The 24,409-nt window shown below is 71.0% G+C and carries 19 protein-coding genes; 10 read left to right on the top strand and 9 right to left on the bottom strand.

Features of this window, described 5'->3' with window-relative positions; all coding sequences use genetic code 11:
• The first annotated feature begins 27 nt into the window (after positions 1 to 27).
• From hutH to QFW96_RS09210, 9 genes are all read left to right on the top strand, one after another.
• Positions 28 to 1,563: a histidine ammonia-lyase gene (hutH, locus tag QFW96_RS09250; RefSeq protein ID WP_281455129.1), complete on the top strand. Its 1,536-nt coding sequence runs from the start codon at positions 28 to 30 to the stop codon at positions 1,561 to 1,563.
• Positions 1,560 to 3,206, top strand: coding sequence for a urocanate hydratase (hutU, locus tag QFW96_RS09245; protein ID WP_281455128.1), 1,647 nt, complete (start codon positions 1,560 to 1,562; stop codon positions 3,204 to 3,206). The genes hutH and hutU overlap by 4 nt, the downstream gene beginning before the upstream one ends.
• The gene (locus QFW96_RS09240) at positions 3,203 to 4,387 is read left to right on the top strand and encodes an allantoate amidohydrolase (protein ID WP_281455127.1); all 1,185 of its coding nucleotides are present in this window, start codon (positions 3,203 to 3,205) and stop codon (positions 4,385 to 4,387) included. The genes hutU and QFW96_RS09240 overlap by 4 nt, the downstream gene beginning before the upstream one ends.
• 5 nt (positions 4,388 to 4,392) lie before the next feature.
• Positions 4,393 to 5,682 carry a formimidoylglutamate deiminase gene (locus QFW96_RS09235; protein ID WP_281455126.1) on the top strand — a complete coding sequence of 430 codons (1,290 nt, stop codon included), beginning with the start codon at positions 4,393 to 4,395 and terminating at the stop codon, positions 5,680 to 5,682.
• Positions 5,683 to 5,696: 14 nt separating this feature from the next.
• Positions 5,697 to 6,857 (top strand): imidazolonepropionase, encoded by a 1,161-nt coding sequence (gene hutI / locus QFW96_RS09230; protein ID WP_281455125.1) that lies wholly within the window; start codon positions 5,697 to 5,699, stop codon positions 6,855 to 6,857.
• Between the two features lie 90 nt (positions 6,858 to 6,947).
• Positions 6,948 to 7,730 carry a class I SAM-dependent methyltransferase gene (locus tag QFW96_RS09225; RefSeq protein WP_281455124.1) on the top strand — a complete coding sequence of 261 codons (783 nt, stop codon included), beginning with the start codon at positions 6,948 to 6,950 and terminating at the stop codon, positions 7,728 to 7,730.
• Positions 7,731 to 7,764: 34 nt separating this feature from the next.
• A complete protein-coding gene (locus QFW96_RS09220; protein WP_281455123.1) occupies positions 7,765 to 8,121 on the top strand; it encodes an ArsR/SmtB family transcription factor in 357 nt (118 codons plus the stop codon).
• A complete protein-coding gene (locus QFW96_RS09215) occupies positions 8,114 to 8,806 on the top strand; it encodes a cation efflux transmembrane domain-containing protein (RefSeq protein ID WP_281455122.1) in 693 nt (230 codons plus the stop codon). The genes QFW96_RS09220 and QFW96_RS09215 overlap by 8 nt, the downstream gene beginning before the upstream one ends.
• Before the next feature lie 77 nt (positions 8,807 to 8,883).
• Positions 8,884 to 9,849 (top strand): zinc-binding dehydrogenase, encoded by a 966-nt coding sequence (locus QFW96_RS09210; protein WP_281455121.1) that lies wholly within the window; start codon positions 8,884 to 8,886, stop codon positions 9,847 to 9,849.
• A gap of 45 nt (positions 9,850 to 9,894) precedes the next feature.
• Here the strand turns inward: QFW96_RS09210 and QFW96_RS09205 are convergent, their stop codons facing one another.
• The 6 genes from QFW96_RS09205 to QFW96_RS09180 form a co-directional block, all read right to left on the bottom strand.
• Positions 9,895 to 10,071, bottom strand: a complete 177-nt coding sequence (locus tag QFW96_RS09205; protein WP_093413728.1) for a DUF6104 family protein — start codon at positions 10,069 to 10,071, stop codon at positions 9,895 to 9,897.
• Between the two features lie 210 nt (positions 10,072 to 10,281).
• Positions 10,282 to 13,896, bottom strand: a complete 3,615-nt coding sequence (locus QFW96_RS09200; protein WP_425524739.1) for a multifunctional oxoglutarate decarboxylase/oxoglutarate dehydrogenase thiamine pyrophosphate-binding subunit/dihydrolipoyllysine-residue succinyltransferase subunit — start codon at positions 13,894 to 13,896, stop codon at positions 10,282 to 10,284.
• 585 nt (positions 13,897 to 14,481) lie between these two features.
• Positions 14,482 to 18,252 (bottom strand): ABC transporter ATP-binding protein, encoded by a 3,771-nt coding sequence (locus QFW96_RS09195; RefSeq protein WP_281455119.1) that lies wholly within the window; start codon positions 18,250 to 18,252, stop codon positions 14,482 to 14,484.
• Between the two features lie 136 nt (positions 18,253 to 18,388).
• Positions 18,389 to 19,243, bottom strand: a complete 855-nt coding sequence (locus tag QFW96_RS09190; protein WP_281455118.1) for an ABC transporter permease — start codon at positions 19,241 to 19,243, stop codon at positions 18,389 to 18,391.
• Positions 19,243 to 20,211, bottom strand: coding sequence for an ABC transporter ATP-binding protein (locus tag QFW96_RS09185; protein ID WP_281455117.1), 969 nt, complete (start codon positions 20,209 to 20,211; stop codon positions 19,243 to 19,245). Before QFW96_RS09185 ends, QFW96_RS09190 begins: the two co-directional genes overlap by 1 nt.
• 136 nt (positions 20,212 to 20,347) lie before the next feature.
• Positions 20,348 to 20,860: a hypothetical protein gene (locus QFW96_RS09180; RefSeq protein ID WP_281455116.1), complete on the bottom strand. Its 513-nt coding sequence runs from the start codon at positions 20,858 to 20,860 to the stop codon at positions 20,348 to 20,350.
• Between the two features lie 452 nt (positions 20,861 to 21,312).
• Here QFW96_RS09180 and QFW96_RS09175 point away from each other — a divergent pair, with 452 nt between their 5' ends.
• Positions 21,313 to 21,951 (top strand): phosphatase PAP2 family protein, encoded by a 639-nt coding sequence (locus tag QFW96_RS09175; RefSeq protein WP_425524732.1) that lies wholly within the window; start codon positions 21,313 to 21,315, stop codon positions 21,949 to 21,951.
• A gap of 4 nt (positions 21,952 to 21,955) precedes the next feature.
• On the opposite strand, the gene QFW96_RS09170 is transcribed toward QFW96_RS09175, so the two are convergent.
• The 3 genes from QFW96_RS09170 to QFW96_RS09160 all read right to left on the bottom strand — a co-directional run bounded on the left by QFW96_RS09170 (position 21,956) and on the right by QFW96_RS09160 (position 24,238).
• Positions 21,956 to 23,164 (bottom strand): MAB_1171c family putative transporter, encoded by a 1,209-nt coding sequence (locus tag QFW96_RS09170; RefSeq protein ID WP_281455115.1) that lies wholly within the window; start codon positions 23,162 to 23,164, stop codon positions 21,956 to 21,958.
• Positions 23,161 to 23,727, bottom strand: a complete 567-nt coding sequence (locus tag QFW96_RS09165) for a hypothetical protein (protein ID WP_281455114.1) — start codon at positions 23,725 to 23,727, stop codon at positions 23,161 to 23,163. Before QFW96_RS09165 ends, QFW96_RS09170 begins: the two co-directional genes overlap by 4 nt.
• 79 nt (positions 23,728 to 23,806) lie before the next feature.
• Entirely contained in the window at positions 23,807 to 24,238 is a 432-nt protein-coding gene (locus tag QFW96_RS09160) for a hypothetical protein (RefSeq protein WP_281455113.1), read from the bottom strand.
• Positions 24,239 to 24,409: the final 171 nt, after the last annotated feature.

The raw sequence follows: 24,409 nt of genomic DNA, 5'->3' as shown, positions 1-24,409 counted from the left end.
GGAGCTTCCGCGAGCTGGGATGGAGACATGCACAACGAGTTGTTCATCGGCCCGCAGCCGCTCACGCGAGCCGAGGTCGTCTCCGTCGCACGCGGCGGAACCCCGGTGCGGCTCAGCGAACTCGCCGAACAGGGCATCGCCGACACCCGCAAGCACATCGACGCGCTGGCAGCCGAGGAACGACCCGTCTACGGCGTCTCCACCGGCTTCGGAGCCCTGGCCGTGCGCCACATCCCCAGTGGCAGAAGGGCGGCCTTGCAGCAATCCTTCGTCCGCTCCCACGCCGCCGGGGCGGGCCACGTCGTCGAACCCGAAGTCGTGCGCGCCCAGATGCTGCTGCGCCTGCACACCATCGCCACCGGCCGCACCGGCGTCCGGCCCGAAACCGCCCACGCCCTGGCCGCGATGCTCAACGCCGGAATCGTTCCCCTCGTCCACGAGCACGGCTCGCTCGGCTGCTCCGGAGACCTCGCGCCCCTCGCCACGGTTGCCCTCGCCCTCACCGGAGAAGGCGACGTCCTCGACGCCGAAGGACGACAGCGCCCCGCCGCCGACGCCCTCGCCGACGCCGGGATCACCCCCGTCGCGCTCGCCGAGAAAGAAGGTCTCGCGCTCACCAACGGCACCGACGGCATGCTCGGCATGCTGGTGCTCGCCCTGCGCGACATCGGCGACCTCATCGACGTCGCCGACCTCACCGCCGCCATGAGCGTCGAAGCCCTGCTGGGGACGGATCGTCCCTTCGCCGCCGACCTGCAGGCGCTCCGCCCGCACCCCGGCCAAGCCGTCTCGGCCGCGAGGATGGCCGCCTTCCTGTCAGGCTCGCCCATCGTCGCCAGCCACCGCGGCCCCGACTGCCCGCGCGTCCAGGACGCCTACTCGCTGCGCTGCTCGCCGCAGGTCCACGGCGCCGCCCGCGACACCGCCGGCCACGCCGAAACCGTCGCCGACCGCGAACTCGCGGCCGCCATCGACAACCCCGTGGTGCTGCCCGACGGGCGCATCGAATCCAACGGCAACTTCCACGGCGCCCCGCTCGGGTACGTCCTCGACTTCCTGGCCATCGCCCTGGCCGACGTGGCCAGCATCTGCGACCGGCGCACCGACCGGATGCTCGACGTCGCCCGCTCCCACGGTCTCCCGGCGTTCCTCGCCGACGACCCCGGCGTCGACTCCGGGCACATGATCGCCCACTACACCCAGGCCGGGATCGTCTCCGAGCTCAAGCGCCTCGCCGCGCCCGCCTCCGTCGACTCCATCCCCACCAGCGCCATGCAGGAAGACCACGTGTCCATGGGCTGGTCCGCCGCCCGCAAGCTCCGCCGCGCCGTCGACGGCCTCACCACCGTGCTCGCCGTCGAACTGCTCACCGCCGCCCGAGCCCTCGACCTGCGCGCACCGCTGGACCCCGGACCCGCCACCGGGGCGGTCCGCGACCTGCTCCGCACCCGCGTGCCCGGCCCCGGACCCGACCGGCACGTCGCCCCCGAGATCGCGGCGGCCGAAGAACTCATCCGCGGCGGCGACGTCCTCGCCGCCGCCGACGCAGGGAGGGATCGATGACCGACGTGCGAGCCCCGCGCGGCACGACGCTGACCGCCCGCAGCTGGAGCACCGAAGCGCCGCTGCGGATGCTGCAGAACAACCTCGACCCCGACGTCGCCGAACGCCCCCACGACCTCGTCGTCTACGGCGGGACCGGCAAAGCCGCCCGCAACTGGCCCAGCTACCACGCCATCGTCCGGGAGCTCACGACGCTGCGCGACGACGAAACCCTGCTGGTGCAGTCCGGCAAACCCGTCGGCGTCCTGCAGACCCACGAGTGGGCGCCGAGGGTGCTCATCGCCAACTCCAACCTCGTCGGCGACTGGGCGAACTGGAGCGAGTTCCGCCGCCTCGACGAGCTCGGCCTGATGATGTACGGCCAGATGACCGCCGGATCCTGGATCTACATCGGCACGCAAGGGATCCTCCAAGGCACCTACGAGACGTTCGGGGCCATCGCGGCCAAGCGCTTCGGCGGAACGCTCGCCGGAACCCTCACCGTCACCGCCGGGCTCGGCGGGATGGGCGGCGCGCAGCCGCTGGCGATCACCATGAACGAAGGGGCCGCGCTCGTCGTCGAATGCGACCCGGAACGCGCCCACCGCCGCGCCCGGCAGGGCTACCTCGACGAGGTCGCCGACTCCCTCGACGAGGCCATCGACAAGGCCGTCGCCGCCAAGCGCGACCGCCGCGCCCACTCGGTCGCCGTCATCGGCAACGCCGCCGACCTGCTGCCCGAGATGCTGCGCCGCGGCGTGCCCGCCGACATCGTCACCGACCAGACCTCCGCCCACGACCCGCTGTCCTACCTGCCGCTCGGCGTGGAACTGGACGACTGGGCCGACTACGCCGCGCGCAAACCCGACGAGTTCACCACCCGCGCGCGGGAATCCATGGCCCAGCACGTCGAAGCGATGGTCGGATTCCTCGACGCCGGCGCCGAGGTCTTCGACTACGGCAACTCGCTGCGCGGTGAGGCCCAGCTCGCCGGATACGACCGGGCCTTCGCCTACCCGGGCTTCGTCCCCGCCTACATCCGGCCGCTGTTCTGCGAAGGAAAAGGCCCCTTCCGCTGGGCTGCGCTGTCCGGCGACCCCGCCGACATCGCCAAGACCGACAAGGCCGTGCTGGAACTCTTCGGCGACGACGAGCACCTCGCCCGCTGGCTGCGGCTGGCTGACAGGAAGGTTCCCTTCCACGGCCTGCCCGCCCGGATCTGCTGGCTCGGCTACGGCGAACGCGCCGCCGCGGGCCTGCGGTTCAACGAGATGGTCGCCTCCGGTGAACTCGCCGCCCCCGTCGTCCTGGGGCGCGACCACCTCGACTGCGGCTCCGTCGCCTCCCCCTACCGGGAGACCGAGGCGATGGCCGACTCCTCCGACGCCGTCGCCGACTGGCCGCTGCTCAACGCCCTGGTCAACACCGCGTCCGGCGCCACCTGGGTGTCGCTGCACCACGGCGGTGGAGTCGGCATGGGGCGTTCCCTGCACGCCGGCCAGGTCACGGTCGCCGACGGCACCGAGCTCGCGGCTCGCAAGCTCGAACGCGTGCTCACCAACGACCCCGGCATGGGGGTGATCCGGCACGTCGACGCCGGATACGAACGCGCCGAGGAGGTCGCCGCGCAGCGCGGCGTGCGGACTCCGCTGGTGGGGCGATGAGCGGGCTGGACGACCTCGCCGGCATCGGCGCCGACCGGCGGCGCGGCGGTTACTCGCGGCACGTCTTCGACGACGCCGAGCGGACCCTGCGCGAATGGTTCGTCGAGCAGGCCGAGCGGCGCGGGCTCGCGGTGGAAACCGACGCCAACACCAACATCTGGGCCTGGTGGGGACGGCCAGGCCCGGGAGCGGTCGTCACCGGAAGCCACCTCGACTCGGTGCCCGGCGGCGGGGCCTTCGACGGCCCGCTCGGCGTCGTCAGCGCGCTGGAAGCCGTGGACCTGCTGCGGGAACGCGGATTTCAGCCGCGCGCACCGCTGGCGCTGATCGTCTTCGCCGAGGAGGAAGGCGGCCGGTTCGGCATCCCCTGCCTGGGCTCGCGGTTGATGACGGGAACCATCCACCCGGATCGCGCTCGCGGTCTGCGCGACGCCGACGGGCTCACCTTCGCCGAAGCGATGGGAACCTTCGGCGCGGACCCGGCCCGCATCGGCCGGGATGACGGTGCCCTCGGTCGCATCGGGACCTTCGTGGAACTGCACGTCGAGCAGGGCAAGGGACTGATCGACCTGGACCGGCCGGTCGCGGTCGCCGACTCGATCCTCGGCCACGGCAGGTGGCGGTTCCGGTTCCGCGGTCAGGGGAACCACGCGGGCGCCACCCTCATCGACGACCGCCACGATCCGATGATTCCCGCCGCCCGGCTCGTCCTCGCCGCCCGCAGCGCGGCCGAGGCGACGCGGGACGGTCGCGCCACCGTCGGCCGACTGGTCCCCACCCCGGGCGGCACCAACGTCATCGCGTCCTCAGTGGACGTTCACCTCGACGCCCGCGCGCCCCGCGGAGCGCGGTCCCTGGTCGACGACCTGACCGAGCAGGCGAGGGAATTCGCCTGGCAGGAAGGCTGCCAGCTCGACGTCGTCGAGGAATCCTTCGGCGACACCGTCCACTTCGACCCGACGCTGCGCGACCGGCTGCGCGGAGTTCTCGACGACGCACCGATCCTCCCCACCGGCGCCGGCCACGACGCGGGAGTGCTCGCGGCCGAGACACCGACGGCGATGCTGTTCGTGCGCAACCCCACCGGCGTCAGCCACGCCCCCGAAGAGCACGCGACCGCCGAGGACTGCGAGGAAGGTTCCCATGCCCTGGCCCGCGTCCTGGCCGAGCTGGCGGGGTGAAGGGGATGTTCTGGTGCGCGTGGGCGTGGCTGCCCGAAGGTCTCTGCCAGGACGTGCTGTTCGAGGTCGAATCGGGCCGGATCACGGCGGTGCGGCGAGGTGAGGCGCCGGGCGGGGCGCGACGGCTTCCCGGGCTGGTGCTGCCCGGCCTGGCCAACGCGCACTCGCACGCCTTCCACCGGGCGCTGCGCGGGGACAGCGCCCGCGGCACGTTCTGGACCTGGCGGGAGCGGATGTACCGGGTCGCGGAGCGGCTCGACCCGGACGGTTACTACCTGCTCGCCCGCGGCGTCTACGCGGAGATGGTGCAGGCCGGCATCACCGGCGTCGGCGAGTTCCACTACCTGCACCACGCACCCGGGGGCTCCCGCTACCGCGACCCGAACGCGATGAGCCACGCCCTGGCGCACGCCGCCCGCGACGCCGGGATCCGCTTGACGCTGCTCGACACCTGCTACCTCACCGGCGGTTTCGGCCGCGAGCTCGATCCGGTGCAGCGGAGGTTCTCCGACGGCGACGCGAGCCGCTGGGGTGAGCGCGCGGAGTCCTTCACCGCGACCGGCGTGCTGACCGGGGCCGCCGTGCACTCGGTGCGGGCGGTGCCCGGCGAGGCGATCGAGGAGGTCGCCGGGTGGGCGCGTGACAGGAAGGTTCCCCTGCACCTCCACCTGTCCGAGCAGCGCGCCGAGAACGAAGCGTGCCTGGCCGCGCACGGGCGGACGCCGACGCAGCTGCTGGCCGAGCGCGGCGCGCTCGGTGACGACGTCACCGCCGTGCACGCCACCCACCTCGCGGCCCGGGACGTGGCCCTGCTGGGCGGGAGCGGGACCGGGGTGTGCTTGTGCCCGACGACCGAAGCCGATCTCGCCGATGGGATCGGTCCTGCTGGGGCGCTGGCGGTGGCGGGAAGCCCGCTGTCGCTGGGCAGCGACGGGCACTCCGTGATCGACGTGCTCGCCGAGGCGCAGGCCGTGGAGTCCTACCAGCGGTTGGCGACCGAGACGCGCGGCCACCACGCGCCGGGGGAGCTGCTGGCGATGGCCACCGCGCACGCGGCCCTGGGGCATCCCGACGCGGGACGGCTCGAAGTGGGAGCCCGCGCGGATCTCGTCGCGGTCGACCTCGACTCGACGCGGTTGGCGGGTGTCGCGCCGGAGGCGGTTCCGGCCGTCGCGCGGGCCGCCGACGTGCGCGAGGTGATCGTCGACGGCAGGACGGTGGTCGTCGACGGTGCCCACACCGACATCGACACCGCACGTGAACTGCGGGAATCCATCACGGCACTGCGAACGTGAGGAAATGGTCAACAATGGCAGCCACTGTTATCACTGGGATAGGTGAACTCACCACCCACGACGACGAGCTCGGGACCCGCACCGACGCCGCGCTGGTCGTCGAGGACGACCGGATCGTCTGGGTCGGGTCCGCCCGGGACGTCCCCGACGCCGATGAGCGCGTGGACGTCGGCGGGCGGGCGGTCCTGCCGGGCTGGGTGGACAGCCACACACACCTCGTCTTCGCCGGCGATCGCACCGCCGAGTTCGCCGCCCGCATGTCCGGACAGCCCTACCGGGCGGGCGGGATCGCGGTCACCGTCGATGCCACCAGGCGAGCCTCGGACGCGGAACTCGCCGACACCCTCCGCCGCCACGTCGACGAAGCGGCCTCCCAGGGCACGACGTGCGTGGAGACCAAGACCGGGTACGGGCTGACGGTCGCCGACGAACTGCGGTCGGCCCAGGTCGCCGCCGCCATCGCCGACGAGGTCACGTTCCTCGGCGCGCACCTCGTGCCCCCGGGGACCGACTCGGACGACTACGTGGACCTGGTGTGCGGGGAAATGCTCGACGCCGTGGGGGAGCACGTCGGCTGGTGCGACGTGTTCTGCGAGGAAGGTGCCTTCGACGCCGCCCAATCCCGGCGAGTGCTGACAGCAGCCCGGAAGCGCGGCCTGGGACTGCGGGTCCACGGCAACCAGCTCGGGCCGGGACCCGGGGTGGCGCTGGCGGTCGAGCTGGACGCGGCCAGCGTCGACCACTGCACTCACCTGACCTCCGCCGACGTCGACGCGCTCGTGAACTCCGACACCGTCGCGACGCTGCTGCCGGCCTGCGACCTGTCGACCCGCCAGCCCCTCCCGGACGCCCGCGCGCTGCTGGACGCGGGAGCCACCGTCGCCCTCGCCAGCAACTGCAACCCCGGCTCGTCCTACACCTCGTCGATGGCGTTCTGCGTGGCGACCGCGGTGCTGCAGATGCGGATGAGCGTCGCCGAAGCCGTGCGCGCCGCCACCTGGGGAGGGGCGCGCGCTCTGCGGCGCGAGACCGGCGACGGCGCGGTCGGGGTGCTGAGCCCCGGCTCCCGCGCAGACCTGCAGGTACTGGACGCCCCGAGCGCGACCTGGCTCGCGTATCGGCCTGGTGTTCCCCTCACCCACGCGGTGTGGCGGAAAGGCGACCGCGTTCGCTGACGCCTTCGGGCGGGAGCGTGGGAACCTTCCTGTCAACACCGCCGCCCCTTCGTACACTGCGTGCATGGCCTGCGGTTCGGACATGGCTCGGTGAGCGACCGCGAGCGGCTGCGCTCGGTGTTCGGCGAGGACGCCGAGCGCTACGACCGGTGCCGTCCGGGGTATCCGTCGCAGGTGTTCGACGTGCTCACGGCCGCGGTGGGTGAAGGGGCCCGCGTTCTCGAGATCGGCTGCGGCACCGGGCAGGCGAGCGTGCCGCTGGCGGGCAGGGGTTTCGCGCTGACCGCGCTCGACCGGAGCGAGGAGATGGCGAAGATCGCCCGGGAGCACCTGGACGACTACCCCTCGGCTCGGGTCGTCGTCGAGGACTTCGAGACCTGGGCGCTGCCGCCGGTCGGGTTCGACCTCGTGGTGGCCGCGACCTCGTTCCACTGGCTCGACCCCGCGCTGCGCATGGTCAAGGCCGCCGACGCGCTGCGTCCGCGAGGCGTCCTGGCGGTGGTGTCGACGCACCACATCGCGGGTGGCAGCGAGGAGTCCTTCACCCGGATCCAGCGCTGCTACGAGCGGTTCGACCCCCTCACCGAACCCGGGCGGCGCCTCCCCACCGCGGACGAGATCGCTCAGGATCCGGAGGAGTTCTACCGCTCGGGCCGGTTCAGCCGACCGGAGTTCCACCGCTACGAGTGGGAGGTGGCCTACGCGGAAGAGCAGTACCTGGATCTGCTGATGACCTACTCGGGTCACCGGGCGATGCCGGAGTCGGCGCGCGAGCAGCTCCTGACCTGCATCGGACGCTGCGTCGAGGAGGGCGGCGGCACCATCACCAAGCGCTACCTGACCCAGCTCGCGTGCGCGCAGCGCCTCGGTTGATCAATGTATCGTCGAAGAGCGCTATCATCGTCGTATGACGATCGATCAGGCCGGAGTCGACTCCGCCGTGGCCCTGTTCCACAGCCTCTCCGACGGCACTCGGCTGGCCATCGTGCGGCACCTCGCTGAAGGTGAAGCCCGGGTCGCCGACCTGGTGGGCCGGCTCGGCCTGGCCCAGTCGACGGTGTCGGCGCACATCGCGTGCCTGCGCGACTGCGGCCTCGTCGACGGTCGCCCGCAGGGCAGGCAGGTGTTCTACTCCCTGGCCAGGCCCGAACTGATCGACCTGCTGGCCTCGGCTGAGTCCCTCCTGGCCGCCACCGGCAACGCCGCGGCGCTCTGCCCGAACTACGGCGTCGAGGCGCTCCCCGACGGAGGTCGGCATGAGTGACGACCCGGCCTCCCGGCGGGCCAGCAAGGACACCTGCGCAGACCCGTGCTGCGCCGACCGCTCTCGGGCGCCCTCAGCGACCACGATCGCCGAACCCCGACGTCTCTCCCTGCAGCGACGGATCCGCTGGTTGGTGGCAGCGACGATCACCTACAACGTGATCGAAGCCGTCGTGGCCATCGCCGCCGGGGCCGCCGCGTCCTCCACCGCGCTGATCGGATTCGGCCTCGACTCGGTCATCGAGGTCGCCTCCGCCGCAGCCGTCGCCTGGCAGTTCTCCGGAACCGACCCCGAAGCCCGCGAGCGCACCGCGCTGAAGGTCATCGCCGTGTCGTTCTTCGCGCTCGCCGCCTACGTCGCGGTCGAATCCGTTCGCTCCCTGCTCGGTGCCGGCTCCGCCGAGCACTCCACGGCCGGAATCGTGGTCGCTTCCCTATCACTGGTGATCATGCCGCTGCTGTCCACCGCGCAACGGCGGGCGGGCCGGGAACTGGGATCGGCCAGCGCCGTCGCCGACTCGAAGCAGACCCTGCTGTGCACCTACCTGTCCGGGGTGCTGCTGCTCGGACTGGTACTCAACAGCCTCCTCGGCTGGTCGTGGGCCGACCCGGTGGTGGCGCTGATCATCGCGGCGGTCGCCGTCAACGAAGGTCGGCAGGCTTGGCGCGGGCAGCGCTGCTGCTGATCGAAAAATCCCCTTGACCTCCAGCTAACTCGAAGTCCGAGGGTGGGTGCAGTCGACCGAGAGCGGAGTGATCGAAAATGCGAGCGGTGCAGGTGACGAAGTTCGGCGGACCGGAAGTCCTGTCGGTGATCGAACGACCCGACCCCGAACCACGAGCCGGAGAAGTCCTGGTCAAGATGGCAGCCGTGGACGTGCTGTTCCTCGACACCAAGCTCCGCCAGGGGTGGGGACGCGAATACTTCGACATGAACCCGCCCTACGTCCCCGGCGACGGCGTGGCCGGGGACGTGGTCGCGCTCGGCGAGGGCGTCGACCCGGCGTGGCTGGGCAAGACCGTCGTCGCCAGCACCGAGAACAGCGGCACCTGCGCCGAACTCGTCGCCGTCCCCACCGGCGAACTCGTGGTGGTCCCCGACGGGCTCGACGAGCAGGCGGCCGCGGTGCTGCTGCACGACGCGGTCACAGCCCTGCAACTCGCCGACCACGCGGCCGTGCGACCGGGGGAGAAAGTGCTCGTCGCCGCGGCCGCCGGGGGAGCGGCGTCCATCATCGTCCAACTCACCGCCGCCGCGGGAGCGCACGTCATCGGTGCGGCGCGCGGTGACGAGAAGCTCGGCCGCGTGCGCGCACTCGGCGCCGAGCCAGTCGACTACGGCGCACCGGACTGGGCGGAACGGGTCCGCGACCTGACCGGGGGAGTCGACGTCCTCTTCGACGGAGCCGGTGGGCACTACGGTCGCGACGCGTTCCGCGCCGTCGGCGACGGTGGGCGCGTCATCGCCTACGGTGCCTCCGACGGCGACTTCGCCGACATCGACACCACCGAGGCCGGTCGGCGCGGCGTGACCGTCACCGGGCTCCTCGACATCCAGCACGCCACGCGCGAGCGGCGTCTGGACCTGCTCCGCAAGGCCCTGGCCGAGGCCGCCGCGGGACGCATCACCCCAGCCATCGGCGGCAGCTTCCCGCTGGAGGAGGTCGCCGACGCCCACGCGGCCATCGAACGACGCGAGATCTCCGGGCGCGCCGTGCTGCGCCCCTGAACGTGGCCCGGCCGCGCTCGCAGGGGGTGCGCGGCCGGGCCCGGCTCACTCGTCGTCGGCGTCGTCGCGCGCGAGGAAGGTCGCCAAACGCTCAGTGGCGTCCTCGAAGTCCGGATTGAGGTCCACGAAGGCCCGCATCCGGTCAGCGACCCACGCCAAGGTGACCTCGTCGTCACCGCGACGCTCCTCGAGTTCCTCAATGCCGCGGTCGGTGAAATACACCGCTTCCTCCTAGTGCTCGGTCGATCTTCGACGCGGTGCGGTCGGGAACAGCAGGGTACGAAACGACCCTTCACCACAACGAGACAACCCCGGCCGAGATGAGCGGAAGGTTCCCGTGCACACTCCGCCGCCCCACCGCGCCCCGCCCGGGCGCGAAAAAGCGGGCCGCCGGTTCCGGGAGGAACCGACGGCCCGCTTCAGCCGTGGAGATCAGGCGAAGGCGTTCGACACGACCTCGGCCTGCTCGACCTCGTGGACCTTCGCCAGACCGGTGGCCGGGGCGGCCATCGGACGACGCGAGACCCGCTTGAGCTTGCCGATCAGCTCCGGGAACTGCTCGGTCAGCGCCAGGCCCAGGAACGGCCACGCACCCTGGTTCGCCGGCTCCTCCTGCGTCCAGCGGACCGACTCCAGGTTCGGGTACCGCTCGAACAGGGCGCCCAGCTTGCGGTGGGGCAGCGGGTAGAGCTGCTCCAGCCGCGCCACCGCGGTGTCGGTGATGCCGTTCTTGTCGCGGTAGGCCGCCAGCTCGTAGTAGAGCTTGCCGGTGCACAGCACCAGGTTCTTGACCTGCGACGGGTCCGGCTGGGCCGGGTCGTCGATGACCGACGTGAACTTGCCCTCGGTGAAGTCCTCGACCGGGCTGGTCGCGGCCTTCAGGCGCAGCATCGACTTCGGCGTGAACACCACGAGCGGGCGGTGGATGCCGTCGAGGGCGTGCCGCCGCAGCAAGTGGAAGTAGTTCGCCGGAGTCGACGGCATCGCGACCGTCATCGACCCCTCGGCGCACAGCTGCAGCCACCGCTCGATGCGGCCCGAGCTGTGGTCCGGGCCCTGGCCCTCCTGGCCGTGCGGCAGCAGCATCACCACGTCGGAGCGCTGGCCCCACTTGGCCTCACCGGACGAGATGAACTCGTCGATGATCGACTGGGCGCCGTTGAAGAAGTCACCGAACTGCGCCTCCCACAGCACCAGCGACTCGGGGTTGCCCACCGAGTAGCCGTACTCGAAGCCCAGCGCGGCGAACTCCGACAGCGCCGAGTCGTAGACCAGGAACTTGCCCTGGTCGTCCGAGAGGTTCTGCAGCGGCGTGTACTCGGAGTCGTTCTTGCGGTCGATGAGCACCGAGTGGCGCTGACCGAACGTGCCCCGGCGGCTGTCCTGACCGGTCAGGCGGACCTGGCGGCCCTCCATGACCAGCGAACCGAACGCCAGCAGCTCGCCGAACGCCCAGTCGATGCCGCCCTCGCGGCCCATCTTGGCGCGACGCTCCAGCACCGGCTTCACGCGCGGGTGCGGGGCGAAGCCCTCCGGCAGGTTGATCTGCGCCTCGGAGATCCGCTCCAGGGACTCCTGCGAGATCGCGGTCGACAGACCACGCGGAACCTGCTGCTCGGACTCCACCGACGGGCTCGGCGTCGGCGGGTGCTTCTCCAGCTCGCGGACCTCGTTGAACACGTGCTCCAGCTGCGCGGCGTAGTCCTTGAGGGCCTTCTCGGCCTCGTCCACGGTGATGTCACCGCGGCCGATCAGCGACTCGGTGTAGACCTTGCGGACGCTGCGCATCTTGTCGATCGCGTCGTACATCTTCGGCTGCGTCATCGACGGGTCGTCGCCCTCGTTGTGGCCGCGACGGCGGTAGCAGACCATGTCGATCACGACGTCCTTGCCGAACGCCTGGCGGTACTCCACGGCCAGCCGCGCGACCCACACGCAGGCCTCGGGGTCGTCGCCGTTGACGTGGAAGACCGGCGCGCCGATCATCTTCGCCACGTCGGTGCAGTACTTGCTGGAACGCGAGTGCTCCGGCGCGGTGGTGTAGCCGACCTGGTTGTTGACGATCACGTGGACCGTGCCGCCGGTGCGGTAACCGCGCAGCAGCGACAGGTTCAGCGTCTCGGCGACCACGCCCTGACCGGCGAACGCGGCATCACCGTGCAGCAGCACCGGCAGCACCGTGAAGCCCTCCTGGCCCTTGTCCAGGATGTCCTGCTTGGCGCGGACGATGCCCTCCAGCACCGGGTCCACGGCCTCCAGGTGGGACGGGTTCGAGGTCAGCGACACCTTCGTCTCGCCGTCGCCGAACATCCGGAAGTACTTGCCCTCGGCGCCCAGGTGGTACTTCACGTCACCGGAACCGTGGGCCTGGCCCGGGTCGAGGTTGCCCTCGAACTCGCGGAAGATCTGCGAGATCGGCTTGCCGACGATGTTGGCCAGCACGTTCAGCCGGCCGCGGTGCGGCATGCCGATGACGACCTCGTCGAGCTCGTGCGCGGCGGAGTTGTCCAGCACCGCGTCCAGCAGCGGCACCACGGTCTCGGCGCCTTCCAGCGAGAACCGCTTCTGCCCGACGTACTTGGTCTGCAGGAACGTCTCGAAGGCCTCGGCCGCGTTGAGCTTCGACAGGATGTACTTCTGCTCGGTCGAGTCCGGCTTGGTGTGCGGCTTCTCGACCCGCTGCTGCAGCCATTCGCGCTCGTCGGGCTCCAGGATGTGCATGTACTCCACGCCGACGGTGCGGCAGTAGGAGTCGCGCAGCACGCCGAGCACGTCGCGCAGCTTCATCTTCTCGCGGCCGGCGAAACCGCCCACGGCGAACTCGCGGTCCAGGTCCCACAGGGTGAGGCTGTGCGACAGGACGTCGAGGTCCTCGTGCCGGCGCTGCCGGTAGTTCAGCGGGTCGATGTCGGCCATCAGGTGGCCGCGGGTGCGGTAGGCGTCGATCAGCTCGAGCACCCGGGCGGTCTTGTCGACCGCGCCCTCGGGGATGTCCTGCGTCCAGCGCACCGGCTCGTACGGGATGCGCAGCGACGCGAAGATGTCGTCGAAGAACCCGTCCTCGCCCAGCAGCAGCTGGTGCACGCGGCGCAGGAAGTCACCGGACTCGGCGCCCTGGATGACGCGGTGGTCGTAGGTGGACGTCAGCGTCACGATCTTGCTGATGCCCATGTCGACCAGCGTCTTCTCGCTGGCGCCCTGGAACTCGGCGGGGTAGTCCATCGCGCCGACACCGATGATCGCGCTCTGCCCCTTGGTCAGCCGCGGCACCGAGTGGTTGGTGCCCGACGGGCCCGGGTTGGTCAGCGAGATCGTGGTGCCGGAGAAGTCGTCCGCGGTCAGCGCGCCACCGCGCGCCTTGCGGATGATGTCCTCGTAGGCCTGCCAGAACTGGTAGAACGTCATGTCCTCGCAGCCCTTGATGGAGGCGACCACGAGGTTGCGCGACCCGTCCTTGCCCGGCATGTCGATGGCCAGGCCCAGGTTGATGTGCTCCGGCGTGACCGACGCGGGCTTGCCCTTGGCGTCCTCGCCGTAGTGGCGGTTCATGTTCGGGAAGTCCTTGACCGCCCTGATCAGCGCGTAGCCGATCAGGTGCGTGAAGGAGACCTTCCCGCCCTTGTTCCGCTTGAGGTGGTTGTTGATGACGATCCGGTTGTCGAACAGCAGCTTCGCCGGCACCGCGCGCACGCTGGTCGCGGTGGGGACCGTGAGCGACTGGTCCATGTTCTTGGCGATCGCGGCCGCGGCACCGCGCAGGGTCTTGACGTCGCCCTCGGCCTGCGGCTGCTTCACCGGCGCGGCCTTGGCGGCCTGCTGCGGGGAGGGCTTCGGTGCGGCGGGCTTGGCCGCGGGCGCGGCGGCCGCCTGGCCGTTGGTCTCAGCGGCGCGGGTCGCTGTGGCCGTCGGTGTCGGGGCCGCTGCAGCGCCGGCCGCAGCAGCGGTAGCGGTGTTCTCGTTTTTCGCCTGGTCCGACTTGTAGTCGGCGAAGAATTCGTGCCACGCCGAGTCTACGGAAGTGGGATCTTGGAGGAACTGCTCGTACATCTCCTCGATCAACCACTCATTGGGGCCGAACTGTGACGCGGGGCTGCTGGACACGGCTGGCGTTCGCCTCGATCCATATGCTCGTGATTTACAGACACACTCGGGTACCAGGCTAGCCGCCCGATTCGCGAGGTTGACACACAGGACGGCCGTTCGGCGGAAGGACTCCTGTCACAGAATCGATCAGGATCGTCCGGCCAGCGGAGATGAGACCCCGCCCGAGCCGTTCGAGTGATCATCAGCCGTCCTGAGCGTGCTTCGTTCGCTGATCAGCGCCGTTCAGCGCTGGTCCATACGGGTTGTCGTACGGGTCCATTATGGCGTTTCACCGCCACGCTGTGTTCTCAACTGGTAACCGAATCGACCGCATGGCGGGAGCGCTCCCACCGGCTCTCACCCGAGTGTCCGATTTTTCCGTTTAGCGATCGCGGACCGTGTCCGCCTGATTCCGTTGCGTGCGCTCGCGGGCTGAGATGTGGCGATCGTGACAGAAAGGTTCCCCTCCTCACACCCGTCGGCGACCTCGCGGTGACCCAGAAGTAGCGCTCCCCTCGCGGACCCGGGGTGACAGGAAGGTTCCCCTCCTCACGCGATGTTGCTCGTCTCCGCCACGGCACCGCCCCCAGGTGAGTCGTGCGCGTCGGACGCCCGCCACAGCCGCGCGTAGTGACCGTGCCGGGCCAGCAGTTCCTCGTGCCCGCCCTGTTCGACGATGCGCCCGCCGTCGACCACCACGATCCGGTCCGCGCGGGCCGCCGTGCCCAACCGGTGCGCGACGACGAACGTGGTGCGCTGCGCCGCCAACCGGTCGCTGGCCGCCACCACCATCGACTCCGTCGCCGGGTCCAGCGCCGCCGTGGCCTCGTCCAGCAGCAGCACGTCCGGCTCCACCAGCTGCGCCCTCGCCAACGCCACCAACTGGCGCTGGCCCGCTGACAGACCTCGACCGCGCTCACCCACCTCCTGCCGGAACCCGTGCGGCAGCATCGCGATCCCCGGCAGCGCCCCCACCGCGCGGGCGGCGGCCTCCACCTCCGCAGGCCCGGCATCGGGGCGGGCGTAGGTGATGTTGTCGGAGACGTCGCCGGTGAACAGGTGCCCCTCCTGCGGCACCACCGCCAGCCGCTGGTGGAACGCCGCCAGCTCGTAGCCGCGCACGTCCGTCCCGTCGACCAGCACCGCACCGTCGGTGACGTCGTAGAACCGGGCGATCAGCTTGATCAAGGTCGACTTCCCGGCACCCGTGGCGCCCACCAGCGCCACCGTCTCCCCGGGCCGCACCCGCAGGTTCACGTCCCGCAGCGCCCACTGCTCGGTGCCCGGGTAGCGGAACGAGACGTCCCGCAACTCCACCTCGCCGCGCAGCCGCTCGGGCACCTCCACCGGCTCGGCGGGCTCCGGAACCGACGTCGGCGTGCGCAGCAGCTCGCCGATGCGCCGCAACCCGACACGAGCCTGCTGGTAGGCGTCGAACACACCGGACAGCTGCTGCACCGGCGAGAAGAACAACCCCAGGTACAGCAGGAAGGCGACCAGCACGCCGGCCGTCAGCTCACCCGAAGCGACCCGCGTCGCCCCCACTCCCAGCACCGCGGCCTGCGCGATCTCCGACAGCAGCGCCACGAACGGGAAGTACGTGGCGATGTAGCGCTGAGCCCGCAGCCGCGAACGCCGATAAGCATCGCTGCGCTGCGCGAACACCGTCGCGGCGTGGCCCTCGCGGCGGTGGGCCTGGGCGACCCGCATACCCGAGACGTTCTCCTGCAGGTCGGCGTTGACGGTGCTGACCCGCTCCCGCGCCTCGGCGTAAGCCGTCGACGAGACCCTGCGGAACACGATCGTGGCCACCACCAGCACCGGCAGCACCGCCATCGCCACCAGCGCCAGCGACGGGTCGGTGAACAGCAGCGCGCCCGCGATGCCCAGCAACGTCAGCACGCTCACCACGAACGTCGCCAAACCCGTCTGCAAGAACGACGACAGCGCATCGACGTCCGTGGTCATCCGGGTCATGATCCGCCCGGCCAGCTCCCGCTCGTAGAAGTCCAGGCCCAACCGCTGCAGGTGCGCGAAGCTGCGCAACCGCAGCACGTAGAGCAGGGTCTCGCCGGTGCGGGCGGTGATCACCGTCTGCAGCTTGATCACCAGCCAGCCACCGGCCACCAGCACCGCCGCCAGGCCCGTGGCCAGCCACAACGTGTCGACGTTGCCGGTCCCGACACCGCTGTCGATGCCGTGCCGCACCAGCGACGGCAGCAGCACCGAGGTCAACGCGTCCCCGGCGACCAGGGCGACCGTCAGCACCAACCCCCACCGGATCGGCCGCAGCAGGCGCGCCAGCCGGAACTGCGGGTCGGGCGCCGTCGGATCGGTTCCCCGCACCCGAGGCAGATCGCTCGCCGGCGGCAACGCGCGAATGCCCTCGACCAACTCCGGAGTGGGAGGAACGGACCCCTCACCCATGCCGTGCCTGCCCGGCGTTGACACGGAGGTTCCCGTCACCTCATCCGCGGGCTGCTCCTCCCGTCGCCACAGCTCCGGGGTGATGTCGTCGGGGGACACGTCCGCCCCACCGTCGTGCGGCTCGTCGATGGTCTCGCCGGGACCGGCCAGCAACGACCGGAACAGCTCGCACCGCTCCCGCAGCTCGCTCTCGGTGCCCACGTCCACGACGCGTCCCCCGTCGAGCACCGCGATCCGGTCGGCCAGCGCCAGCGTCGAGCGCCGGTGCGCGATCAGCAGAGTCGTGCGCTGCGCTGTCACCGACCGCAGCGTGTCGTGGATGGCGGCCTCGGTCGCCGGATCGACCGCCGAGGTCGCGTCGTCGAGCACCAGCACCCGGGGGTTCGACAGCAGGGCCCTGGCCAGCGCCACCCGCTGCCGCTGGCCCCCGGACAGCGTCAGACCCCGCTCGCCGACGGTCGTGTCGTACCCGTCCGGGAGGGCGGAGATGAACTCGTGGGCCTCCGCGCCCTTCGCCGCCGCGATCACGTCCTCCTCGCTCGCGTCGGCGCGGCCGTAGGCGATGTTGCCGCGAATGGTGTCGGAGAACAGGAACGCTTCCTCGAAGACCACGCCCACCGCGCCGCGCAGCGAATCCAGCCGCAGGTCGCGGAGGTCGAAGGTCTCCCCGGTGTCAGCGGAGGCGATCGCGACGCGGCCCGAGTGCACGTCGTAGAAGCGGGGCAGCAGCAGCGACACCGTCGACTTGCCCGATCCGGCCGGCCCCACCAACGCCACCGTCTCGCCCGGGCGGACCCGCAACGTCGCGTCCCGCAGCACCGGCTGATCGCGGGTGTAGCCGAACCCGACCTCGTCGAGGCGGACCTCCAGAGGCCCCTCGGGCAGGCTGCGGGCGTCGGGCTTCTCCTCGACCTCGGGCTGGGAGTCGGTGAGCTCGTGGATGCGCTCGACCCCGGCCCGCGCCAGCTGGGCCTGGATCATCACGCTGGAGAGCATGCGGGCCGGGCCGGACAGCATCGCCACGTAGCCGGCGAATGCCACGAAGGTTCCCAAGCTCACCTGGTCCTGCAGCACCATCCAGCCGCCCAGGCCGAGCACGCCGACCTGACCGGCCGACGGCAGCGTCGCCAGACTCGCGGCCGGGAGCGAGGTCATGCGGGCCGCGCGCAGCCGCGCGGCGAACAGCCGCCGCGCCCGCGTCTCCAGCCGGGAGACCTCCCGTTCCTCCTGCCCGAAGCCCTTGACCACGCGCACGCCGGTGACGGTCTCCTCGACGTGCTGGGCGATGTCGGCCGCGCGTTGCTGAGCCGACCAGGTCGCCGGGAACAACCGCTTCTTGCTGCGCGCCGAGACGACCGCGATCAGCGGCGCGACGATCAAGGCAACCACCGTGAGCAGCGGGGACAGCCACAGCATCGCCGCGATCGCGAACACCGCCAGCACCGCGGTGCCCGCCGCCAGCGGCAGCATCGACAGCAGCGAGTTCACCAGCTGCAGGTCGCTGATCGACCGCGACACCACCTGGCCGGTGCGGAGCGCGTCCTGCTTGCCCCCGTCGAGCCGCTGCATCGCGGCGAACACCGCCCGCCGCAGGTCGTGCTGCACGTCCAAGGCCAGGCGTCCGGCGCTGTAGCGGCGGACGAACGCGGCCGCGAACCGGAACACCCCCAGCACCAGCAGCACGAGCACGATCCACCACAGCCGTTCGGTGCTGCGGGCCACCGCGTCGTCGACCGCGAGCTTGGTCAGCAGCGGAACCAGCGCCTCCAGCCCCACTGCGGTCACGGAGGCGCCCATCGCCAACGTCAACGCGACCGGGTGGCGCCGACATGCGGCGAAGAGGCGACGGATCCAGCCGCCGGAGGAACGGCGGGGATTCTCGGAGTCGCTCACCCCGTCAGGTTAGGCCGCCGCACCGACGTCGCAGCACCACCGATCCCGCGGTGTGACCGGCGCCAACGCGTGAGGAAGGGAACCTTCCCGTCATTTCGCCCGCAGCCCGTGCGGGATGACAGGAAGGTTCCCTTCCTCACACCACGTCGCGCCGCGTGCTCACGAACCAGCCCCCGGCCACGAACAGCGCGGTGTAACCGAGGAACGTCAGCAGGCTCGCCCACCACGGGTGCCCGTAGGTGCCGCCGAAGAACAGGTGCAGGAGTTCGAACGCGGCGCGCGGCGTGTTCGGTTCGTCGGGTCCCGCCACCGCGGAGACGAACAGCGGCACCGCCAGGTTCGACACGATCCCGTTGCCGGCCGCGCCCGGCAGGTAGGGGCTGATGCCCGAGACCGCGGTGTCGATCAGGCTGATCGACAGGATGAACTCGACCGCGAACTTGTAGACCAGCGGCAGGATGATCACCAGGACGGAGTTGGCGATCAGCGCGCCGAAACCGACCCCGAGCAGCGTCCACAGCAGCATCGCGAGCACACCGGCCCCGCCGACGCCGAGCCAGCTGCCGAGGCCGCCGAAGTTGCCCATGTCCTGGCCGGCGCCGAGCAGCGCGCCGAAGCTCGCGACCAGCACGTTCGCCAAGCCGTAGAGCACCCCGATGCCGGCGCAGGCGATCAGCTTCGCCCACAGGACCGAGCTGCGCGGGTTGGCCGTGAGGTAGGTCGTGGTGATGGACTTGGAGCGGAACTCGCCCGCGAAGGACATCGCGCCGAACAGCAGCGCGAAGATCGTGCCGAAGTTCGTCGACAGCGCCACCGACAGCAGGCCCAGCGGCAGGGACGCGCTGAACTCCTCGACCATGTCGATGATCCCGCCGAAGGCGGTGCCCAACCAGCCCGCGCCGAACCCCAGCACCACCACGGGGATCAGCAGCGCCCACCACAGGCTGGTGGTGAAGATCTTCCGGTACTCGGCCTTGATCAGCGCGATCATCACACGTCCCCACCTTCGCCTGGCCGGCCCGTCCACGTTCTCGGCGGGGCGTACTGCGGAAGTCCCGCGTACTGGCCGTGGGTGAGGCGGAAGAACAACTGCTCCAGGTCGATGCGCTCGTCCTGCATCGCGTAGAGCGCGACGCCCGCTTCCCGCGCCAGGTCGGCGACCGCGCGGGAATCGGCCCCGATCACGGCCAGCCGCCCGTCCGGCAGGTATTCGACCCCGAAACCGGCTTCCTGGACCTTGCCGACCAGCACCTCCGGGCTGTCGGCCTGCACGAGCGCGCGGGCCTGCTGGGCGGCGCGCAGCTCCTCGACGTGCCCGTCGTAGACGCAGCGGCCCTGGCTGATGATGACCAGCCGGTCGACGGTGTTCTCGATCTCGCGGAGGAAGTGGCTGGACATCAGCACCGTGCGGCCCCCGGCGGCGAACGCGTGCAGGAAACCCCGCAACCACGCGATCCCCTCGGGATCCAGGCCGTTGGCGGGCTCGTCGAGGACCAGGATCTGCGGATCCCCGAGCAGCGCGGTGGCCAGCGCGAGGCGTTGCCGCATGCCCAGCGAGAAGCCGCCGGTCTTGCGGTCCGCGGCGGCGGCCAGGCCGACCAGCTCCAGCGCCCGGTCCACCTGCGAGTCGGGGACGTCCATCGCGGCGGCGTAGCAGCGCAGGTGGTGGCGGGCGGTGCGGTTCGGGTGGAACCCGTGCGCGTCGAGCACCGCCCCGACGATCCCGCCGGGCTTCGGCAGCCGGTGGAACGGCAGTCCGTTGATGGTCGCGGTGCCCGAGGTGGGCGCGACCAGGCCGAGGATCATGCGCAGCGCCGTGGTCTTGCCCGCCCCGTTGGGGCCGAGGAAACCGGTGACCGCGCCGGGCTGCACCGTGAAGCTGAGGTCCTGCACCGCGTGCACGGGGCCGAACGTCTTGTTCAGCCCTTGCACGTGGATGCGACCGCTGCCGTCGTGCACGCGCCCTCCCACGTCCGGTCACCCGTCGGTGTGCCAACCCTGACGGCCCCCATCCTGCCGGACAGGCGGGCGCGGCCCGGTGCGGTGTCGCGGCCGCAAAGGTCATCGGGAGCCGGACGTGGGGGAGAGCGGCAGGTCAGGAGCGTTCGACGACGGCCGCGCGGTAGATCGTGCCGCGCTCGGCGTCGGCCGGCTGGGCGAGCAGAGGCGGGGTCATCGGGACGGTGGTCAGGTCGGGCCGGATGAACTCGTCGGTGTCCCAGTCGGAGGGGCCTCGTCCGACGGTCGACACGATCGGCTCGCTGATCACCGGGACCTCGGGTTCGGGGGTGCGGGGGTGCGATCCGGTTTGGCGGCGGAGGTTGCTGCGACGTTCCTGCGAGGCGGAGCGCTCGGTGATGAGCTGGTGGTGCGCGGCCTGCCACACCTTGCAGGGCCAGGGGCGGCCGCGCAGCGTTCCGCGGCAGGACGGGCAGCGTCCGTCCTTGTCGGGTTCGTGATCGGCTAACAGGGTTTGGAGGGCTTCGGTGAGTCGATGCAGTTCGGATCGGGCAATGGGGAGAAGCACTTCGGGAGCGCCTTCGCCCATCGCTCTGTCCAGCGTGTCGAGCCGGTCGAGAACCGCCTTGCGCAGTGCCGTGTCCGTCACGTTTTTCTCCCACCCTCAGCGTGCTTTTGCTGCCACGGAGTTTCCGGCGGGAGCGTCCGTCGATCAGTCACCCGCCGTTACTCCGATGGGTGACATCGGCATCAGCGGTTCACGCCTGCACGGCCACCCGGCGAGACTCACCCCATCGAGTGGTTATCGATTCGGCTGAAAATTGGCGGCGAAGGGCTCGCTCACGTCGTCGGCAAACCGGCGATCTTGCCCTACACTGAGCGTGGCGGCCTGCTCCCGGTGACCCCCAGGCTGGTTGAGCGGGCCGCCCCTAATTCCCCTTTTCTCGCCGCACTGCGATTCGTGCGCTCCGGCAATTGCCCCGCATTCGGACTTGAGTTGCTCATCCACCAATTCGAATTCGAACTAGGGGCAAATTCCCCAAACCTCGCGCTGGTGGTGGTGAGCTGCTGGCGGGTGCGGTCCGCTGAGCATGTGAAACTGTGCCCGTGGACGCTTGCCCGACGACCGAGAACACCACGATCGGCAGCCCGGCGCGCGACCTGCGCGACCGACTGGCGCGCGTGCTCACCGAGCTGTTCGCGCCGTGGGTGATCGTCGTCCTGCTGCCGCTGGCGGTGGCCTGGCGCGCGACGCACCGAGTGCTCCCCGCGCTCGGCTGGGGCCTGCTCGTCGCGGCCACCAGCAGCATCCTCCCGATGGCGGTGATCGTCTGGGGAGCCAGGACCGGCCGGTGGGACGGCCACCACGTCCGCGACCGCGCGGGCAGGTTGGTTCCCCTCATCGCGCTGATCGTCATGAGCCTGGTCGGCCTGGGCCTGCTGGTCGCCCTGGGAGCGCCGCGGCAGGTGATCGTCCTGGACGTCGCCATGATCGCCTCCCTGCTCGTCACGGGAGGAATCACGGCGCGGTGGAAGATCTCGATGCACTCGGCGGTGGCGTCGGGCGCGGTGGTGATCCTCGCCGTGACCTACCACCCGGTGTGCTGGGCGTTGATGGTGCTGGTGGCGGCGATCTCCTGGTCGCGCGTGCAGGTCCGCGACCACACCACCGCGCAGGTCGTCCTCGGCGCGCTGATCGGCGCCGCCGTCGGCGGCGGCCTGTTCGCCGCCCTGGGCTGAGAGCTCAGCCGGGAACGTCGGCTCGGCTGCGGGACCGGATGTCGGCCACGATCGGGGAGCGTTCCACGAGGCGGCCGATCTCGATCAACCACCGCGCCTCGGCGTGCGGATCCGAGCCCACGCCGCGATACGGCGCGGTGGATTCGTCCGGGTCCGGCTGATGCCGCTGGCCCGCGGCGTGAGCGTCCAGCGCGCTGGCCAAGCACGCCGCCTCGACGACCTGATGGGTGCGCCGGGGGCCGAGCCCCGCCCGCTCGGCGGCGCGGCGAGCCCACGCGTGGGCCTCGGGGTGGACGTAGGAGCGCAGCACCAGCTGGGCGTCGCGGATCTCCACCACCCGCCGGTACAGGGCGAACCGCGCGTCGGCGTGGGCGTACGTGGCGGCGGGCAAGGTGATCTGCGGCAGCTCGCCGGCCAGCCGCTGCCACAACGGCCGCAGCCGCCGGGATTGGAGCACCGCGCGGCCCCACGAGACCGGGACCGCCGCGCGCGGGCCCCAGACGGGCATGGTCGCCCCGGCGGCGACCAGGGCGACGCACGCCGCGGCGCACGCGCTCGCCAGGTCCGCCACCGGTTCCATCGCGACGGGGCTGCGGCCGCTCACCACCCACAGCGCACCGGTGATCTTGGCCGCTGCCCACCCCGCCGATGCCAGGCACCCGGCCTGGATCGTGCGCAGCCCGGCGCGCAGCCACCTGCGCGGGGTTCGTGCGATGTAGTGGTGCAAGAACCAGCCGAACACCGACGTCGACCAGAGGATGTAGAGGGTGAACACGACGATGTAGGCGGCTACGGCCGGGTGGTGGGCGTAGCCGGCCAAGTAGGCCAGGTGGAACGGGAGATCGGCCGTGAGCAGCAGCAGCGCCATCGCCGCCGACGCCAGGACCATGATCGGTATCTGCACGCGCATCACCGCGCGGGCGCGCGCCGGCTCGTGCAGCAGGTGCGCCACCAAACCTTGGACGCACACGGCGGCGAGCATCGCCAGGACGTTGGCCACCAGACGCCCGAGGTTGGGCACGGGCTCCCAGGTCGACATCCACCTCAGGGAAGCCGGAGCCACCAGCGCCGCGGACAGGCCCACGCTGCCGATCGCGCCGCACAGGTACAGCGTGCTCGGCGTGAGGGACCGCCTGCGGTGGCCTTGAACGGCCTTGCCGACCGCGGCCAGCACCGCGATCAGACCGACGCAGGAGAGGACGATGCTGCTCATCGCTTCTCGGGCCCGCGTCGGCGAGCGCTGCCGAACGTCGCCTGGATCTCGCGCAGGGTGCGGCCGGACCGCGCGTCCAGCTTGCGCACGCCCCGCAGCGGCGCCGGTGCGCGCCCGGCGCGGTAGAGGTACAGGCTGGCCACGAGCTCGGCCTGCTGCTCGGTGACGGCGTCGAACGCGGAGCGCCCCAGGACGCTGCGGATGAGCTCGGGCGACAGGTCCGGCACCAAGGCGGCCACCATCGGCGAATCGGCCAGCTTGGTGTCCGAATGCCCGCACACCAGGTGCCCGACCTCGTGCAGGATGATGTGCTCCTCGTGCAGCGGGGTGCTGGGCACGTAGCCGATCACGTCGTGGTCGGCGAGCGAGATCAGGGCGCCGCAGGGGCTTTCGGACTCCACCGCGGAGACCTGGCGCAGCGTGATCGGGCGCCCGCGGGCACGCCCCAGCTCGTCGATGAACGTGCGCAGGTCCCACGGCGTCGGCAGCGGAAGCGCGGACGCCAGTTCCTGGCACCACGCCCGCATCGTGCCGGGCTGGGTGTGATCGTCGGAGGGGGTCACGCCGCGATCATCGCCCGGGATGAGCACCAGGCGCGCGCAGCGGAACGGTGCGGTCGCCGACGCATGCTCATGTTCCGGATCATGCGTCATCGTTGCTCGCGGTGTTGCTGTCGCGCAGATCGGCGACCACACCGCGGATGCGCTCGGCCTGGGCCGGGGTCAGCCCGCGCAAGCTGAGCGATTCCACACCGGACTCCTTCAGCTCCCGGAGTTCGACCAGCGTCGCGAGCTGGGCCCGCACCGAGTCGGCGTGCTCACCGGAGTCGAAGGTGTCGAGCGGAACGCGGAAGAACGCCGCCAGCGCCCGAAGGTGCTGCCAGCCCGGGTTCGGGGACTCCCCGCTGAGGATCTTGTAGAGCTGCGATCCGGAAATGCCGGTCTCCGCGGAGATCCGCTTGACCTCGTACGGCCGCCCGGTCTCCGGGTCGGGGAACGATCGCCGCAGCCACGCCAGCCTCTCCGCCAGCGTGTCCCCTTGATCGCTCACCGTGCTCTCGTGCTTCTCGGGCACAGGATCACCCCCAGGTCCGTTCCCCCGATTGACGGATTATCGCATTTGATACTAATCTCTGTCGAGATTCCACGATTGTGTAATCACTTGGGGGTGTGCCGGGCAGAGCCGCAGGAGAGCAACATCATCCCGCGGTTCTGCTCCGGTGCCGCAGCCGCTCGGACGTGACCG

The sequence above is a fragment of the Saccharopolyspora ipomoeae genome, from assembly GCF_029952525.1.
GTDB lineage: Bacteria > Actinomycetota > Actinomycetes > Mycobacteriales > Pseudonocardiaceae > Saccharopolyspora > Saccharopolyspora ipomoeae.
The sequence above is the reverse complement of the archived record's forward strand: the minus strand, read 5'-3'. Positions and strand labels throughout refer to the sequence as shown.

What these genes read in the sequence shown, in the direction of transcription:
- QFW96_RS09200 (WP_425524739.1), bottom strand. Translation starts at nt 13,896, where the DNA reads ATGTACGAGCAGTTCCTCCAAGATCCCACTTCCGTAGACTCGGCGTGG.
- QFW96_RS09220 (WP_281455123.1), top strand. Translation starts at nt 7,765, where the DNA reads ATGACGATCGATCAGGCCGGAGTCGACTCCGCCGTGGCCCTGTTCCAC.
- QFW96_RS09210 (WP_281455121.1), top strand. Translation starts at nt 8,884, where the DNA reads ATGCGAGCGGTGCAGGTGACGAAGTTCGGCGGACCGGAAGTCCTGTCG.
- hutH (WP_281455129.1), top strand. Translation starts at nt 28, where the DNA reads ATGCACAACGAGTTGTTCATCGGCCCGCAGCCGCTCACGCGAGCCGAG.
- QFW96_RS09190 (WP_281455118.1), bottom strand. Translation starts at nt 19,243, where the DNA reads ATGATCGCGCTGATCAAGGCCGAGTACCGGAAGATCTTCACCACCAGC.
- QFW96_RS09235 (WP_281455126.1), top strand. Translation starts at nt 4,393, where the DNA reads ATGTTCTGGTGCGCGTGGGCGTGGCTGCCCGAAGGTCTCTGCCAGGAC.
- hutI (WP_281455125.1), top strand. Translation starts at nt 5,697, where the DNA reads ATGGCAGCCACTGTTATCACTGGGATAGGTGAACTCACCACCCACGAC.
- hutU (WP_281455128.1), top strand. Translation starts at nt 1,560, where the DNA reads ATGACCGACGTGCGAGCCCCGCGCGGCACGACGCTGACCGCCCGCAGC.
- QFW96_RS09240 (WP_281455127.1), top strand. Translation starts at nt 3,203, where the DNA reads ATGAGCGGGCTGGACGACCTCGCCGGCATCGGCGCCGACCGGCGGCGC.
- QFW96_RS09170 (WP_281455115.1), bottom strand. Translation starts at nt 23,164, where the DNA reads ATGAGCAGCATCGTCCTCTCCTGCGTCGGTCTGATCGCGGTGCTGGCC.
- QFW96_RS09215 (WP_281455122.1), top strand. Translation starts at nt 8,114, where the DNA reads ATGAGTGACGACCCGGCCTCCCGGCGGGCCAGCAAGGACACCTGCGCA.